15 protein-coding genes, 1 rRNA gene and 1 riboswitch are annotated in these 15,646 nt (G+C 45.7%); of the genes, 8 read left to right on the forward strand and 8 right to left on the reverse strand.

Annotated elements, in window-relative coordinates; translation table 11 throughout:
• Positions 1-173: 173 nt before the first annotated feature.
• Both MHH76_RS16450 and MHH76_RS16455 read right to left on the reverse strand, forming a co-directional pair.
• Positions 174-1,723, reverse strand: a 16S ribosomal RNA gene (locus tag MHH76_RS16450).
• A 600-nt stretch (positions 1,724-2,323) separates the two neighbouring features.
• Positions 2,324-3,424, reverse strand: coding sequence for a GntR family transcriptional regulator (locus MHH76_RS16455; protein ID WP_043054445.1), 1,101 nt, complete (start codon positions 3,422-3,424; stop codon positions 2,324-2,326).
• A 161-nt stretch (positions 3,425-3,585) separates the two neighbouring features.
• Positions 3,586-3,685: riboswitch (TPP riboswitch) on the forward strand.
• 111 nt (positions 3,686-3,796) lie between these two features.
• Between MHH76_RS16455 and thiT the strand changes: the two genes are divergently transcribed.
• Positions 3,797-4,381, forward strand: a complete 585-nt coding sequence (gene thiT / locus MHH76_RS16460; protein ID WP_020452705.1) for an energy-coupled thiamine transporter ThiT — start codon at positions 3,797-3,799, stop codon at positions 4,379-4,381.
• 40 nt (positions 4,382-4,421) lie between these two features.
• Here thiT and MHH76_RS16465 read toward each other — a convergent pair whose 3' ends face one another.
• Entirely contained in the window at positions 4,422-4,979 is a 558-nt protein-coding gene (locus tag MHH76_RS16465; RefSeq protein ID WP_023856005.1) for a class D sortase, read from the reverse strand.
• 106 nt (positions 4,980-5,085) lie between these two features.
• A complete protein-coding gene (locus tag MHH76_RS16470) occupies positions 5,086-6,081 on the reverse strand; it encodes a processed acidic surface protein (protein ID WP_020452707.1) in 996 nt (331 codons plus the stop codon).
• Positions 6,082-6,260: 179 nt separating this feature from the next.
• Here MHH76_RS16470 and MHH76_RS16475 point away from each other — a divergent pair, with 179 nt between their 5' ends.
• The 6 genes from MHH76_RS16475 (at position 6,261) to MHH76_RS16500 (ending at position 10,645) form a co-directional block, all read left to right on the forward strand.
• A complete protein-coding gene (locus tag MHH76_RS16475) occupies positions 6,261-6,449 on the forward strand; it encodes a hypothetical protein (RefSeq protein WP_003184678.1) in 189 nt (62 codons plus the stop codon).
• 124 nt (positions 6,450-6,573) lie between these two features.
• The gene (locus MHH76_RS16480) at positions 6,574-7,686 is read left to right on the forward strand and encodes a transcriptional regulator (protein WP_020452708.1); all 1,113 of its coding nucleotides are present in this window, start codon (positions 6,574-6,576) and stop codon (positions 7,684-7,686) included.
• A 1-nt stretch (position 7,687) separates the two neighbouring features.
• Positions 7,688-7,816 carry a hypothetical protein gene (locus tag MHH76_RS16485; RefSeq protein WP_023856006.1) on the forward strand — a complete coding sequence of 43 codons (129 nt, stop codon included), beginning with the start codon at positions 7,688-7,690 and terminating at the stop codon, positions 7,814-7,816.
• Between the two features lie 79 nt (positions 7,817-7,895).
• Complete coding sequence (pcp, locus tag MHH76_RS16490; protein WP_023856007.1) at positions 7,896-8,543, forward strand: pyroglutamyl-peptidase I; 648 nt, start codon at positions 7,896-7,898, stop codon at positions 8,541-8,543.
• Positions 8,544-8,666: 123 nt separating this feature from the next.
• A complete protein-coding gene (locus MHH76_RS16495) occupies positions 8,667-9,323 on the forward strand; it encodes a TrkA family potassium uptake protein (protein ID WP_020452710.1) in 657 nt (218 codons plus the stop codon).
• 2 nt (positions 9,324-9,325) lie between these two features.
• Positions 9,326-10,645 carry a TrkH family potassium uptake protein gene (locus MHH76_RS16500; protein ID WP_026580030.1) on the forward strand — a complete coding sequence of 440 codons (1,320 nt, stop codon included), beginning with the start codon at positions 9,326-9,328 and terminating at the stop codon, positions 10,643-10,645.
• A 10-nt stretch (positions 10,646-10,655) separates the two neighbouring features.
• Here MHH76_RS16500 and MHH76_RS16505 read toward each other — a convergent pair whose 3' ends face one another.
• A complete protein-coding gene (locus tag MHH76_RS16505; RefSeq protein WP_020452711.1) occupies positions 10,656-11,570 on the reverse strand; it encodes a DMT family transporter in 915 nt (304 codons plus the stop codon).
• Positions 11,571-11,686: 116 nt separating this feature from the next.
• Here MHH76_RS16505 and MHH76_RS16510 point away from each other — a divergent pair, with 116 nt between their 5' ends.
• On the forward strand, positions 11,687-12,172 hold the full coding sequence (locus MHH76_RS16510; RefSeq protein WP_033155020.1) for a DinB family protein: 486 nt from the start codon (positions 11,687-11,689) through the stop codon (positions 12,170-12,172).
• A gap of 45 nt (positions 12,173-12,217) precedes the next feature.
• Here MHH76_RS16510 and MHH76_RS16515 read toward each other — a convergent pair whose 3' ends face one another.
• The 3 genes from MHH76_RS16515 to betB form a co-directional block, all read right to left on the reverse strand.
• A complete protein-coding gene (locus tag MHH76_RS16515; RefSeq protein ID WP_020452713.1) occupies positions 12,218-12,799 on the reverse strand; it encodes an MOSC domain-containing protein in 582 nt (193 codons plus the stop codon).
• A 109-nt stretch (positions 12,800-12,908) separates the two neighbouring features.
• Positions 12,909-14,117, reverse strand: coding sequence for an iron-containing alcohol dehydrogenase (locus tag MHH76_RS16520; protein WP_020452714.1), 1,209 nt, complete (start codon positions 14,115-14,117; stop codon positions 12,909-12,911).
• A gap of 17 nt (positions 14,118-14,134) precedes the next feature.
• Positions 14,135-15,607 carry a betaine-aldehyde dehydrogenase gene (gene betB, locus MHH76_RS16525; protein WP_339223511.1) on the reverse strand — a complete coding sequence of 491 codons (1,473 nt, stop codon included), beginning with the start codon at positions 15,605-15,607 and terminating at the stop codon, positions 14,135-14,137.
• Between the last annotated feature and the right edge of the window lie 39 nt (positions 15,608-15,646).

Genomic DNA, 15,646 nt, shown 5'->3' on the forward strand with positions numbered 1-15,646 from the left:
TCTAGTTTTCAAAGAACAACGCATAGGATGTGCTAACACATGCGTTGCCACAGGATGTGGCGCATTTAGCAGGTGCTCCTATGTCTGAAGGAATGATCCTTCAAAACTAAACAAGATCTAAACGCACCTGTCTATAAGACCGCAAGGTCTTATATTCCGTATAATATCCTTAGAAAGGAGGTGATCCAGCCGCACCTTCCGATACGGCTACCTTGTTACGACTTCACCCCAATCATCTGTCCCACCTTCGGCGGCTGGCTCCAAAAGGTTACCTCACCGACTTCGGGTGTTACAAACTCTCGTGGTGTGACGGGCGGTGTGTACAAGGCCCGGGAACGTATTCACCGCGGCATGCTGATCCGCGATTACTAGCGATTCCAGCTTCACGCAGTCGAGTTGCAGACTGCGATCCGAACTGAGAACAGATTTGTGGGATTGGCTTAGCCTCGCGGCTTCGCTGCCCTTTGTTCTGCCCATTGTAGCACGTGTGTAGCCCAGGTCATAAGGGGCATGATGATTTGACGTCATCCCCACCTTCCTCCGGTTTGTCACCGGCAGTCACCTTAGAGTGCCCAACTGAATGCTGGCAACTAAGATCAAGGGTTGCGCTCGTTGCGGGACTTAACCCAACATCTCACGACACGAGCTGACGACAACCATGCACCACCTGTCACTCTGCCCCCGAAGGGGAAGCCCTATCTCTAGGGTTGTCAGAGGATGTCAAGACCTGGTAAGGTTCTTCGCGTTGCTTCGAATTAAACCACATGCTCCACCGCTTGTGCGGGCCCCCGTCAATTCCTTTGAGTTTCAGTCTTGCGACCGTACTCCCCAGGCGGAGTGCTTAATGCGTTTGCTGCAGCACTAAAGGGCGGAAACCCTCTAACACTTAGCACTCATCGTTTACGGCGTGGACTACCAGGGTATCTAATCCTGTTCGCTCCCCACGCTTTCGCGCCTCAGCGTCAGTTACAGACCAGAGAGTCGCCTTCGCCACTGGTGTTCCTCCACATCTCTACGCATTTCACCGCTACACGTGGAATTCCACTCTCCTCTTCTGCACTCAAGTTCCCCAGTTTCCAATGACCCTCCCCGGTTGAGCCGGGGGCTTTCACATCAGACTTAAGAAACCGCCTGCGCGCGCTTTACGCCCAATAATTCCGGACAACGCTTGCCACCTACGTATTACCGCGGCTGCTGGCACGTAGTTAGCCGTGGCTTTCTGGTTAGGTACCGTCAAGGTACCGCCCTATTCGAACGGTACTTGTTCTTCCCTAACAACAGAGTTTTACGATCCGAAAACCTTCATCACTCACGCGGCGTTGCTCCGTCAGACTTTCGTCCATTGCGGAAGATTCCCTACTGCTGCCTCCCGTAGGAGTCTGGGCCGTGTCTCAGTCCCAGTGTGGCCGATCACCCTCTCAGGTCGGCTACGCATCGTTGCCTTGGTGAGCCGTTACCTCACCAACTAGCTAATGCGCCGCGGGTCCATCTGTAAGTGGTAGCTAAAAGCCACCTTTTATAATTGAACCATGCGGTTCAATCAAGCATCCGGTATTAGCCCCGGTTTCCCGGAGTTATCCCAGTCTTACAGGCAGGTTACCCACGTGTTACTCACCCGTCCGCCGCTAACATCAGGGAGCAAGCTCCCATCTGTCCGCTCGACTTGCATGTATTAGGCACGCCGCCAGCGTTCGTCCTGAGCCAGGATCAAACTCTCCATGAAATAATGGAGCGCAGATTAAGTTCGTCACATCCTGTGACAACATCTGCATGACCTGCATCGTGCAGGCCCCTGACTACGCACATTCGCATGTACGATTTATTTAATGAATTAACAGGTACGTTTTGTCTTGTTTAGTTTTCAAAGATCATTTCCGCCTCTCGAAGAAGCGACTTTACTAATATAACATTCTATCACCGTGAATGTCAACAACTTTTTTTAAAAGATTTTCGAAGTTGTTTTTATAAAGCCTCCTTTTTAGGTGCGGATATTAATATAACATCTATTTTCGTTTTGCACAATAGCTTTTTTAAAAAAATAATAATCAAATGATTTGGACTCAGATGATTCCTGATCATCTCGACCTCAGGCAGTTGACAGCATTTATTTCTTCTTACTGCTTTCTTCTATATAAAAGTATACAGCGGTCTTTAAAAATTGATTTGCTAAAGCTGCACATGGTCCAAAGCTTCGAGGATGACATTAAACTCTCCGTTATCAGCTTTTACTTGAATAAAAAGCTCCTCATTCCGGAGCTTTGTAACAGAATATATATTCTTCTCATTTTCATTCACGCTGGTTGGCGGATAAAGATTGTGCAGCCTACCTTTTCAGCTTGGCGGTCGAATGTCTGACAACCAGTTCAGGTTTGTAGACGGTGGAATGTTCAAGCTGATTCGTGTTGCGTCCCTCAACTTTGGCAATCATCCATTTTGCCGCCTCAATCCCCATCTGCATTTTCGGATGAGTGACTGACGTCAGCTTCACTTCAGATGCCTCGCTCAAATGTGAGTTGTCATATCCGACAATCGAAATGTCTGCCGGCACTTTCAAACCGAATTCCCTCACGACATCCAACACCAAAAGCGCTATCTCGTCATTATAGCAGAATATGGCAGTCGGACGGTCTGATGAAGAAAGCCGCTTCCTGGCTTCAGCTATCGTTTTTTGTTTTTTGTTCTCTGTTGTGTACGTCACGACCATTTCAGGGTAAAACGACAAGCCGTTTTCTCTGAAAGCACGGATAAATCCTTTCATCCGGTTGGCGCCCTGCATATCGTCCTGTTTAAAGAAACCGAACACTTTTTCATGGCCGAGTTTAATCAAATGCTCAGTGGCGATAAAGCCACCGTGTTCATCATCCAAAATGAAATGGGGCGGATTTAGCTCCTGATAAAATTGGTTGATCATCAAATACGGAATATGATGTTGTTCAAGCGTCAGATAGTAACTTAAATTCGGGTTAAAGCTTCCTGTTTTCGTCGGCTCCACGATCAACCCAGCAATTTTTTTATCGAGCATATTCACAAGGCATTGTTTTTCTTTTTCAATGTCATTATTGGTGCTCGCGACGACAAGGGTGTATCCTTCGCTGGACAGTGACGATTCGATTCCTCTTATAATAGAAGGAAAAATGTAATCCGAAAGGTAAGTCGTAATAACCCCGATCATCTTATTTCTTTCCCTTCCTTTTTCAGAAAGCTGAAGACGGTGAGAGCAATACGTCCCTGAGCCCTGCTCTCTGTATAAAAGCCCTTCATGAACAAGGTCGCCAATCGCTTGCCGGATCGTGTGCCTGCTTACATCAAATATTTTCATCAATTCATTTTCCGAATGAATTTTTTCCCCCGGCTTCACTTTGCCTTCATATATCCACGATTTAATTTTATTTTTCACCATGCTGTATTTTGTAGGTTCACTCATCAGATCAACCCTTTACTGATCTTGTACGTACGAATACGTTCTATTATAAAGGAAAAGATGTTTGCATTGCTACATATTGGAGAAATTAAGCAAAATTTTTCGAAAAATCAGCTTGTCGTCCGTTTCTTTTTTTAGTATAGTAGAATATAACTAAATAACTTGATGACCACAAGGGGAGCCTCGAGGCTGAGAGTGAACGACCGTTCTGACCCTTTGAACCTGTTAGTTAACGCTGGCGTAGGGATGTGGCAAAGTCATTTCTAATTGCATCCAAAGCAGTGCGTGGAAAACTTTCCTACTCCTTCCCCGCATTGCTTTTTTTATTGGGAAAGAAGTCCAGTATCCCTTTGTTCATCAAAAGTGAGGGTTATGATGAATCAATCTAAACAACTTGTACAGCTGATTGAAATTGCGTTTATGACAGGAATAGCACTTATACTTGATATGGTGTCCGGAATGTTTTTAAAAATGCCTCAAGGCGGTTCAATCGCCGTCATGATGATTCCGATCTTCCTGATTTCCTTTAGATGGGGGCTGAAGGCAGGGCTGGCAACCGGGTTTTTAGCCGGATTGCTTCAGTTTGTCACTGGAGGATTTTACGTTTATCATCCTCTGCAGCTTCTTCTTGATTATTTTATCGCGCCTACAGCCGCGGGAATCGGCGGCTTTTTTGCTGGATCGATCAGAAATGCTTCAGTCGAGAAACAAAAAGGAAAGATCATTTTCTATGTTACGCTGGCCGTCTTTCTCGGAAGCGGACTGAAATTTCTCGCTCATGTCATCAGCGGCGCTGTCTTTTTTGGAAACTATGCGCCTGAAGGCACTCCGGTATGGATTTATTCCTTGGTATATAATGGAACATATATGCTTCCGTCTTTCATTGTCTGCACAATTGTCCTTTGTTTACTGCTGCTAACCGCGCCAAAACTCTTGGAAAACAGATCAGACATGAGATAGCATAAAAAAACAGCGGACTCGCCTGAGATTCCGCTGTTTTTTATGATTTAATCAAATCCGCGACCAATATATACCGCTCCGGTGCTGAACCGATAAAGTCAAAAGGATAGCAGGTGGAAACCGTCAATGTTGCTCTCGGCTTTGGTACAATCACCGTCCGGTCATCCGCATCCACGATCCGCACCTTTTTCACTTTGTATGTAAAAGTTCCGTAGGAAGCTTCAACAATTAACTGATCGCCTTTCCCCACTCGGCCGAGTTTTCGGAAAACCGTATCCCGGTGGCCTGATAAAACCGAGTTGTCATCTTCTCCAGGCAGAACGGAACCAGCGAAATGGCCCACGCCTTTTTGCAGCTCGTCTTCATCTGTCCCGTGATATATAGGAATCCTTGCATTGATTTTCGGAATGACAAGATCACCGATTTTCTCCCCGGTTTTAAATGTTTGATCAATCACCGTTTTTTCTTTTTTCGCCGTCTGAATCGGAGGTTTTTCAGGCTTTTCTTCTTCTTTCATCTGCTGAAATGAAAAAAGAGCGTAGCCGTGCATTAACTTGAACACATTCGTTGTTGTAAAATAAGCGCCGCACACAACCATCACAATAGCTGCGAGCCAGATGATTTTTTTTCGATGTGCCTTAATTTCCTTTCACTCCTTATAAAAACTTCCCATTCTCTACATAATTAGAATGGGAAGTGACATGTTAAGCCGCTTTGCGAAGCCTTCTGATCATGAAGAATCCGCCAAACATCAGAACGGCGCCTAAGATCGACCATTCCGCGTAATGCCCGGCTGTCTTTGGAAGCTTTGCACCTTTAACCGTCTTTTTCACATGAGATGGCTTTGAATCATGTTTGACAGCCGTTTGGGTTTGCTTCACTTTTGACCCTGTATCATGAATTAAATCAGATCCGATCATGTCAGGCGTCAGCAATACATCCAAAATGAAGTTGCCTTGCAGATCGTATACTTCCACCAGAAGGCTTGCTCCCTTCAGATCTTCCGCGCTGACAAGCGTTGTCAAAGACACTTCTTTTTTCTTTCCGTCTTTAACAAGATAGTATTTTGTTTTCACTTCAAGCGTCTTCTGAAGATCGTTTAAAATGGATAGCATTTCAGCGATATCCTGAGCTGACAGCTCTGATACAGACTCGAAATCGGCTACCGCTTCAAGACGTTCTCCAAGAGCCATCAAATCATTTTCAAGGTTTGGATTTTTATCGCGCACCTTTCGGAGATGATTCACGAGCCTTTCCCACTCCTGATCATCCACACCCAATTCTTGAAACAGGTTCCCGATCTGAAAATCGTCTTCTTCATATGTCACAGTGAAAAGCGCATCATCCAATTCGTATTCAAACATAAACACGTCGAGAATGTTTTGGCCGCTTTCCATATAGCCATTTTCAACAAAAAGGTCAGCCGCTTCTTTTTCGCTCAATCCGTATTCTTTTAAATAGGATGCCAAAAGTTGATTAGTCAGTCTTTCCCCTAAAAAATCTTTCAACTCTTCCACCGACTCAAAATCTTTTAAACTTTCATCATATGTATCCTGTAAATAAGCTTCCAATTCTTTTTCTGTCATTCCTATTTCTTCAAGATACTCTTGAAGCTCGGCCTGTTTCGGCGCGGCAAAAGCACCAGCTGCCGGCACTAAAACCAGGATGCAGACCAATAGTGACATCAGCCTTTTTTTCATTTCTTATGACCCCCTAAATTTATCTTTCATTTTGATTATAGTGGAAATATTTTTAAAAACATGTATTGTAATTGAAAATCTTTTCGTCTATAATATTTTGTTCTTTTTCCTGTTTAAACAGGCATAATCTTCCCCTCTATTGAATGTAATATAGTAAAGCGAATAGAGGAGGTATGCAAATGAACCCTTACTATATGATGCTCTTATGTTACGTCCTATCGATCATCCACTTTTTAATAGGCTACCGGGAAGCCCTGAAAATAAGCGGAGCTGACGGGCTGGTCAACGGAACCGCAATGATCTCCTGTATTCCGCTTGGCGCGGTTTTCGCTTTTTTCGCGCACTTTTTTTGGAAAATGACGATTTAATTTCAGAAATGAACTTTTCACCGGCGAACTTGCATTTCAGCGTTATTCACAGACGGCAGCAGTTTATGCTATGATTAATAGAACTTCAATTTACAAAAAATTCACAAAGATTGGAGGGAAGAGAATGGCCAAAGCCGTGGCTTCACAAGAAGTCGCCAATATGCTCAACGACTGGTACATACTGATGAAAAAAAGAGACATTTCAGGCTCAATCGAAATGAAAGATGACATAGATAAAGCAATTGAAAAAATGGAAGAAGATCATGACGTTCTACTCTATTATCAAATGCTCGATTTTCGCTTAAGGCTCCTTCTTGAAGATATCTCCCAATCTTCCACCGAAAAATTGGAGGCCATCAGTTTTCAAGACAAAGATCCAAAAAGTACGGACGACAAGCTGAATTATTATTTTTACCTGTTTAAAGGGATTTATGAGGACTACAAGCAAAACCATACAGAAGCGCTCAATTTTTTCAGAATAGCGGAAAAAAGACTGAGCGTCATTCAAAATGAAATTGAAAAAGCTGAATTTCATTATAAAATCGGTGTTTTGTATTACAACTTAAAAGCGACATGGCTGTCGATTCATCACATCAACATTGCCTCCGGCATCTTTCAAGGGTATGACGGGTATGCCAAGCGGGTCATCAACTGCAAAATGCTGATCGGGCTCAATTATATTGACCAATTTAAGTTCTCCGAAAGTGAAGTATTATTAAAAGAAGCGATCGAAAAAACCGAAAAAATCGGCGACCAATTCCTTTTACCGTGTACCTACTATAATATGGGCTTTTTGAAGAGTAAGGAAGACAAGCAGGAGGAAGCGCTAAAGTATTACAATAAAGCTTTTGCAATCAAAGATTTTGAAACGAAAGCCAAGTATGCTTACCTTCTTTGCGTTTATGAAAACACAAGGTCTCTTTTCAAAACCAACGCACACAAACAAGCATTTAAATGGATCGAAGTGGGCTTTAAAAAATCCCGGGAAATGAACAGCGAAATTTTCGAATTGAAATTCAAAATTTTATATACATTATATTCTGATACACAGAATAAACTGGAAATAATCAAGGACTATGTTCACCAGTTAGAAAATGAAAAAGCCTGGGTAGATTTGGAGGAATTATTGATGGATGTAGCGAATTACTACAGGCGAGAAAAGTTATATGAAGAAGCCATATACTTTTACATTAAAACAGACAAGGCGAGCAAGCTCGCTGGAAGAGGAGGAGAATAAAATGAAAAAAGTATTATTAACAGCAGTTGTATTAGGCGCAGTTATCAGCTTTTCATTCGTAAACCATGCACCGGAAGCGGCTTCTCAAGGAGATCAGGTACTTCTGGCATCCCGGGGATCAGGAGCATAAAATATTTAAAAAAATACCCATTCAGACATCTTCTGAATGGGTATTTTGCACTTTATATTCATATTCAGGAGGGATCGATATGGGAAAGAAAGTACTGCTGACAGGTTTTGACCCCTTCGGGGGAGAAACGGTCAATCCGTCTTGGGAAGCTGTAAAACGGCTGAACGGAGAAAAAGTCGAAGGCGTCTCTATCGTGGCGGAGCAGATCCCGACCGTTTTTCATCATTCAGCGGCCGTTTTGGAAAAAGCGATCGAAAAGCACCATCCCGATATCGTCATTTGTGTAGGACAAGCAGGCGGCCGGGCTCACATTACTCCGGAACGCATCGCAATCAACATCGATGACGCCCGCATTCCGGATAATGAAAAACGGGAACCGATCGATGAACCGATCGCGGCAGACGGGCCTGCAGCTTACTGGTCCGCGCTTCCGATCAAACTCGTTGTGAAAGAGTTGAGAAAAAACGGAATCCCGGCCTCCGTCTCTAATTCAGCTGGAACATTCGTATGCAACCATCTTTTTTACCAGTTAATGCACCGTATAGACCGCACCTCGGCAAACATCCGCGGAGGGTTCATCCACATTCCGTATCTCCCCGAACAAACAGTCGATAAGCACGAGCCGAGCCTCAGCCTTGAAACGATCGTCGAAGGGCTGAGGATAGCCGCCGTCGTCTCTGCCCTTCACGAAAAAGACATTCGCGAAACCGGAGGCTCGCTCAGCTGAAACCGAAGCCGCCTCAAGGCGGCTCTCCGGATTCGCACACTTCCGGATTCTTGTACATCCCTGTGTGTTTTTCTTTTAAAAAAGTAAACACTATAAGAAAAACAGATAAAAGGGTGAACACGGATGCAGAAATCTTATGCCGTTTTCGGGCTCGGTCAGTTCGGCGGCAGTCTTGTCAAAGCCTTCCACGCAAAAGGGGCTGAAGTTTTAGGCATCGACAAATCCGAAGAAAAAGTAAACGAATATTCTGCTTATGCAACCTACACCATTTGCGCCAATGCCGTTGATGAAAATACATTGAAACAAATCGGAATACGCAACATCGATCACGCCTTTGTATCATTCGGCGATGACATTGAAGCAAGCATTCTGACTTCGCTTTTGCTGATTGAAATGGGCGTTCCCAAAGTATGGACGAAAGCGCAAAATGACTATCACCAAAAGGTTCTCCATAAAATCGGCGTCCATCGTATCATTCATCCCGAAAAAGATATGGCCAAGCGGATAGCCAGCCATATCACCTCGGAAAAGATGATCGATTTTGTTGAGCTGTCGCCAAATTACAGCATAGTCGAAATTGTGGCAACAAAAAAGCTGGACAAAAGAAGCCTGGGGGATATCGATGTACGCGCCAACTTCGGCTGCAACATCGTCGGCATAAAAAGAGACGGGCATTTCATCATCGCACCGAGCGCTGATGACTTGATATACGAAAACGATATTTTGATTGTGATCGGGCAAAACAAAGATATTGAGACCTTTGAAAAAAAGGGCGATTAACCGTGAAGTTTAAACAGATTCAATTAAGCCCGTCCCAACTGCTCGTGCTGGTGTTTTTATTTTTCATCATATTAGGAACTCTTTTATTGAAGACCCCGGCAGCGACGTCTAAACCCATAGGCTGGATTGATACGCTTTTTACATCGACATCGGCGATGACTGTTACCGGCCTAGCCGTCGTTGATACAGGCACGGATTATACGTTGTTCGGTCAGCTCATGATCCTCGTTCTCATCCAGATCGGGGGACTCGGCATCATGTCATTTGCAGTGCTCATTTTTATCATGCTCGGGAAAAAAATCGGCCTGAAAGAACGGCTGTTGATTCAACAGTCTCTCAATCAAACTTCTTTAGGCGGGATCATTAAGCTCATCAAGAGTTTGTTTATTTACTCCTTCGCAATTGAAATGCTGGCCATGGTCATACTGGCTGTCAAATGGGTTCCTGAATACGGTTTCGCACGCGGCGTCTACTACAGCCTGTTCCACGCGGTTTCCGCCTTTAACAATGCGGGATTTTCCATTTGGCCGGACAGTTTAATACGGTATAAAAGCGATCCGCTCGTCAACTTGGTGATCAGTTTTTTGTTTATCATCGGCGGGATAGGGTTTACCGTATTGTCTGATCTATGGCATAAGCGGAGCTTGAAAAAGTTAAGCCTTCATTCGAAATTGATGATATACGGTACGTTTATCATCAATTTGTCAGCCATGATCTTTATTTTTCTGCTTGAGTATCAAAATCAAAAAACGCTCGGCATGCTTCCGCCAGCTGAAAAACTTTGGGGCGCCTATTTTCAGGCCGTGACCCCGCGAACAGCCGGGTTTAACACGACAGATATCGGAAGCCTGCACGAAAGCACGATCACACTTTTGCTCCTTCTTATGTTTGTCGGAGCGGGGAGCGCATCCACCGGCGGAGGAATCAAGCTGACGACGTTTCTTGTCATTCTCCTGTCGGTTATCACTTTTTTAAAAGGCAAAAAACATATTTCGATAGCAAAAAAAACGCTGAAAGACCAATTGATCATTCGTTCGCTCGCTATTTCGACTATCAGTGTGCTGTTGATTTTAGCGGCTGTCTTTATTTTAAATATGACAGAACCTAAGCCGTTTTTGGCGATTTTGTTTGAAGTCGTATCAGCCTTCGGCACGGTCGGCCTGTCAATGGGGATTACGGCTGACCTGACCCCTGTCGGAAAGATACTGATTATTTTCATTATGTTTCTCGGAAAACTCGGACCGCTCACATTGGCGTTTTCCCTGGCCAGACCTGAACAGGAAAACATCCGCTATTCAAGCGAAGATATTTTGACCGGATAAGGTGCAAACTTTAAAGCGCCTTATGTGTCTTCCCTTTAACGGACGGGACGGTGTTTTTCCTCATGCTTTGCGAGGCCATGAACAAAATAATACCTGAAAAAATGACCGCTCCGCCGATCACCTGCGTCATCATGACGGATTCGTCTAAAATCCAATACGCCAGCGCAACCGCTCCGACAGGTTCAAATAAAATCGCCACAGAAATCATATTTGTGCTCAGCCATTTCAGCACCCAGTTAAACAGCGAGTGCCCGAGCAAAGTCGGAATGACGGCAAGCAGAAAGAAATACCCCCAATCTGACGCAGGATAAGAAAAAAAGGCGGCGCCCGAAAACAGACAGTACAGGCATAAAGTGATGGCGCTGATTCCATACACAATAAACGTGTAAACGGTCAAACTGTGGCGTTTTCTGACATGCTGGCCAAACAGCAAATATGCCGTCACAAGCGCACACGCCAATAGTGCAAGAATGTCGCCGTAGAGCGCCTGGCCGCTTACTTTGAAATCCCCCCAGCTGATGTACGCGCTTCCGCCGATCGCGAGAAGCGCACTGATGATTCCAGCGAACGACACTCTTTCTTTAAATAAAAAGTATGTACCGATAAAAGAAAAAATCGGCTGCAGCGTCACAAGAACAACCGAGCTCGCCACTGAGGTGTATTCAAGCGAACGAAACCATAAAATAAAATGAAATGCCAAAAAGAACCCCGCTGCCGCTGAAAACAGCCAGTCCTTTTTCGAAAAACTCAAGACTTCTTTTCTTTTTCCCCAGAAAAAAGGAAAGATCAGCAAAGCGGAAAAAAAGAGACGATAAAAAGCGATGATTCCAGCGTCAGCCGTTGACAGTCTGACAAAGATGGCGGAGGAAGACACAGCCAGCACCCCGACTACTAATGCGATATACGGGTACAATGTTGTTCTCAAATAAATCCTTCCTTCTATTCATTTTTCTTAAGCATATCCGATGGCGATGCGAAAATCGAGTGTTTTTTGGTTATTTTACCAGCCTGCGATATGGTACAGTAAAAACAGGAGGGGATATGATGAGCATTTTTAATGAAGCGAGAAAAGAACTTTGGAGCGAGATTCAAGGCCTGTCAGACGAAACGCTGAATAAAAGGCCCTCGGAGGACGAATGGAGCATTCAAGAAGTGATCGACCACCTGAAAAAAATCGACCTGATGGCACTTCAAATCCTAAAGGAACAAATCAAGCATGCACCGGTCAAAACAATCGAAGATAAACCGGTGCATCAGTCGGAAGACAGAAGCTCCAAACGAAAGGCGCCCCCATATGCAGAGCCTGAAAGAAAAACGGCGGATGCTTTAACCCTCAAAGCTGAGCTCGACAATGTCAGAACACAATTAACTTCAGTCATCGCCGCCTTTCATGATGAAGATTTTCAAAGGGTGCTGCCGCATCCGGTTTTCGAAGAGCTTACGGTCAGACAGTGGCTCGACTTCATCGGCCATCATGAAAGAAGACATATTAAACAGATCAAGGAAATCAAACAGAAACTATTATAATACACGGAAAGCCCCGGCTTTAGAGGCCCGGGGCTTTTCATCCGCTCAGGCAAACGACCTGGCGTCTTTCGTGGCAGCAGGCGAATACGCCCACACTTCTGCCTGGTCGCCTTGATGGATCAAGCCGGGGCGTTCGACGACGCAGACGATTCCCCTTCTTCCGATCGCATGGCGCACAAAGCGCGAAGCAAGCTTCGGTTTGTCGGGAAACTGCTCCTGAATGACTTCTCCGGGCTGAATGCACGGCTCGTTCTCACCCTCGCTCAACAGAGAGGCGCCGCTTGGAAAAACGATTCTGCTTCCTTCTCTTAATGAAGTTAAATCAGGCAGTCCGCTTAATGCGATATTAGCCCCGAGCCATTCCGGAAGGACCGCAGGAACGTTCAGCCGTCCGGCAATCTCAAGACACTCTTCGACCGAGACAATTGAAATCTGCCTCCTGTTGAAAATCTCCGTCCCTCTTTTATACATCGGCTCCCTTGCTCCCGCTTTTTTCGTCAGTCCAAAATGCAGATCACCCGGTATTCCCCCATAATCAATCACAATCTTTTCTTGTTTCTCTGTCACAAATGACGGTGTGTCCGCTATGTATACGTTCTCTGCAACAGCCGTGTGCTTTTTCCACATTCAACCCATCCCCTTTTTTCAAGATGTGATTTATTTTACAATGCATCCCTTTTTTTCTCAAATTGAGAAAGCCCGCTGTGCGTTCACACAGCGGGATTCATGCATTTCTTTATACAGTTTTCGGGGTTAGATTAAAGCAGCGTTTGTAAATCCAATTGTACGCTTTTTCGTTCAGGTCTCTCGGGTTTCCGACCGTTTGCGGATCTTTCATCGCTTCTTTTGAAAGGCGGTCGATCATGTCAGGTGATACGCCTTGCTCTTCAAGACTAGGAATCTCCAAGTCTTCCACAAGCTGATACATCCAGTTCACTGCAGCTTTAGCCGCTTCCACTGTAGACATGCCGCTTGTGTCAATGCCGAACGCTTTTGCAATGCGGGCAAATTTTTCAGGGTAGCCTTTCCAGTTGTATTCCATTACAGGACCCATCATCGCCGCCACACATTGGCCGTGCGCGACAGGAATGATTCCTCCGAGCGTCTGGCTCATCGCGTGAGCAGCGCCTGCAGATTCGCTTCCGTAAGAAAGGCCTGCAAGCATAGCCGCCTGCGCCATGCCGTATCTCGCTTCAAGATCTTCCCCATCGGCAAACGCTCTGCGGATGTAATGTGCGCCGTATTCGATGGCAAGAAGGGCCACCGCGTCAGTTATCGGCTGAGCAAATTTCATCGTATAGCACTCGATGGCGTGAGCCAAAGCGTCAACGCCGGTCATCGCTGTGACGTGCGGAGGCATTGATACATGCAATTCAGGATCGATAACTGTCAAGTGAGCAGCAATCAGCGGGCCGCCCGTATTGAATTTAAATTCACGCTCTTCATCTGTGATAACCGCCCATTGTGTAACTTCTGAGCCGGTTCCGGCAGTCGTCGGGATCGTTGTAAGCGGAGGAATCCGGTTTTCAAGAGGCTTCTTTCCTTCTGCCGCTTCATAGTCAAGAACCGAGCCTTCATGAGTGGCTTCGACTCCGATCGCTTTCGCCGTATCCATTGAGCTTCCGCCGCCGACTGCTACAAGGCCGTCGCAGTTTTCTTCAGCATACAGTTTGGAACCTTCAGCGACAAGACGGACAGGCGGATTCGGCTCGACTTTATTAAAGACGACAACTTCAACGCCTGCTTCCTGAAGGGATTCAACGACCGGGTTTGTTACACCTGCTTTGTAGATGCCGGGGTCTGTGACAAGCAGCGCTTTTGAAACGCCAAGTTTTTTCACTTCTTCGCCCACATGTTTAACGGCTCCGATTCCGTGCTTAATGACGGTCGGGATTTCAAACGTGTGGAATTTGTTCATCGCTTCTACTTTCATATTTAAAGTCATGAATCATTTCCTCCTTCTTATGCTTTAAACCAATTGACAGCCGCCGGTTTCGTATTGCGGTAGACGTGCTTCACTTCCGTGTATTCTTCAAGGCCCATGCGGCCAAGCTCGCGGCCGATGCCTGACTGCTTGTAACCTCCCCAAGGCGCTTGTGCGAAATACGGGTGGAAATCATTGATCCAGACGGTTCCCATGCGCAGTTTGGAAGCGACGCGTTCCGCTTTTTCGATGTCTTTTGACCAAACGGCGCCGGCTAAGCCGTAAATCGTATCGTTTGCAAGTGAGACCACTTCTTCTTCTGTTTTGAATGATTCAACTGTTAATACAGGACCGAATACTTCTTCCTGAACGATTCTCATATCTGATGTACAGCCCGAGAAGATCGTCGGCAGATAGAAGAATCCATTTGCAAGTTCAGGGTCCTCCGGACGCTTTCCGCCTGTTTCCAACTTGGCGCCTTCTTGCAGGCCGATTTCCACATATTTTTCAACTTTGCTGCGGTGTTCAGCTGAAATGAGCGGACCGCTCTGTGTCTCCTCGTGGAATCCGTTGCCGAGCTTGATTTTTTTCGCACGTTTGACAAGCTCTGCGACAAACTCGTCATGAATGGATTTTTCAACGAGAAGACGAGCACCCGCGGAGCAAACCTGTCCTGCGTGGAAGAATACCGCATTCAGCGCCTGGTCAACCGCTACGTCAAAATCTGCGTCTTTAAACACAATATTCGGATTTTTCCCGCCAAGCTCAAGCGCAATTTTTTTCACATTCGTACTTGCAGCCTGCATGATTTTCTTTCCGGTTTCAATTCCGCCGGTGAAAGAAATTAAGTCGACGTCTGTATTTCTGGCAAGTTCATCGCCGACAGTGGCCCCGGGGCCGAGAACAAGGTTGGCAACCCCTTTAGGCACACCGGCTTCTTCCATCAGCTTGAAGATCTTAATGGTTGTCAACGGTGTGATTTCACTTGGTTTGACAACGATTGTGTTGCCCGCCGCCAAAGCCGGAGCGATTTTCCAGCTTGCCTGCAGGAGCGGATAATTCCATGGGGTGATCTGCCCGCAGACACCGACCGGCTCCCTGACAATTTCGCTTTTAGAATCGGGAATCGGTGAAGAAATGACTTCTCCGCCATCTTTATCCGCAAGCCCTGCATAATATTGAAATACGTTTGCAATATCATCCATATCGGCTCTGCTTTCTTCAAGCGTCTTGCCGGTGTCAAGCGATTCAAGCTCTGCCAGCTCTTCGTGGTCGCGTCTGATCAGTTCGGCGATCTTTAATACGATGTTGCCTCGTTCAAGACCCGGCGTATTCGCCCACTCGCCGTCGTCAAAGGCGCGGCGCGCTGCGGAAATCGCCCGAACAGCGTCTTCTCTGTCTCCTTCACTGACGGTTTCAATATGCTCTTGATTGTAAGGGTTGATAATTTGGCGGGTTTCGCCTTTTTTGGCGCCCACCCACTTTCCGTCAATGAAAAGTGTTTGACTCATAAAAGCAGCCTCCTCATTACGCAAAGTTTGTTAAATAAA

This window comes from Bacillus sp. FSL L8-0193 (assembly GCF_037976065.1).
In the GTDB taxonomy this organism is placed as follows: Bacteria; Bacillota; Bacilli; order Bacillales; family Bacillaceae; genus Bacillus; species Bacillus paralicheniformis.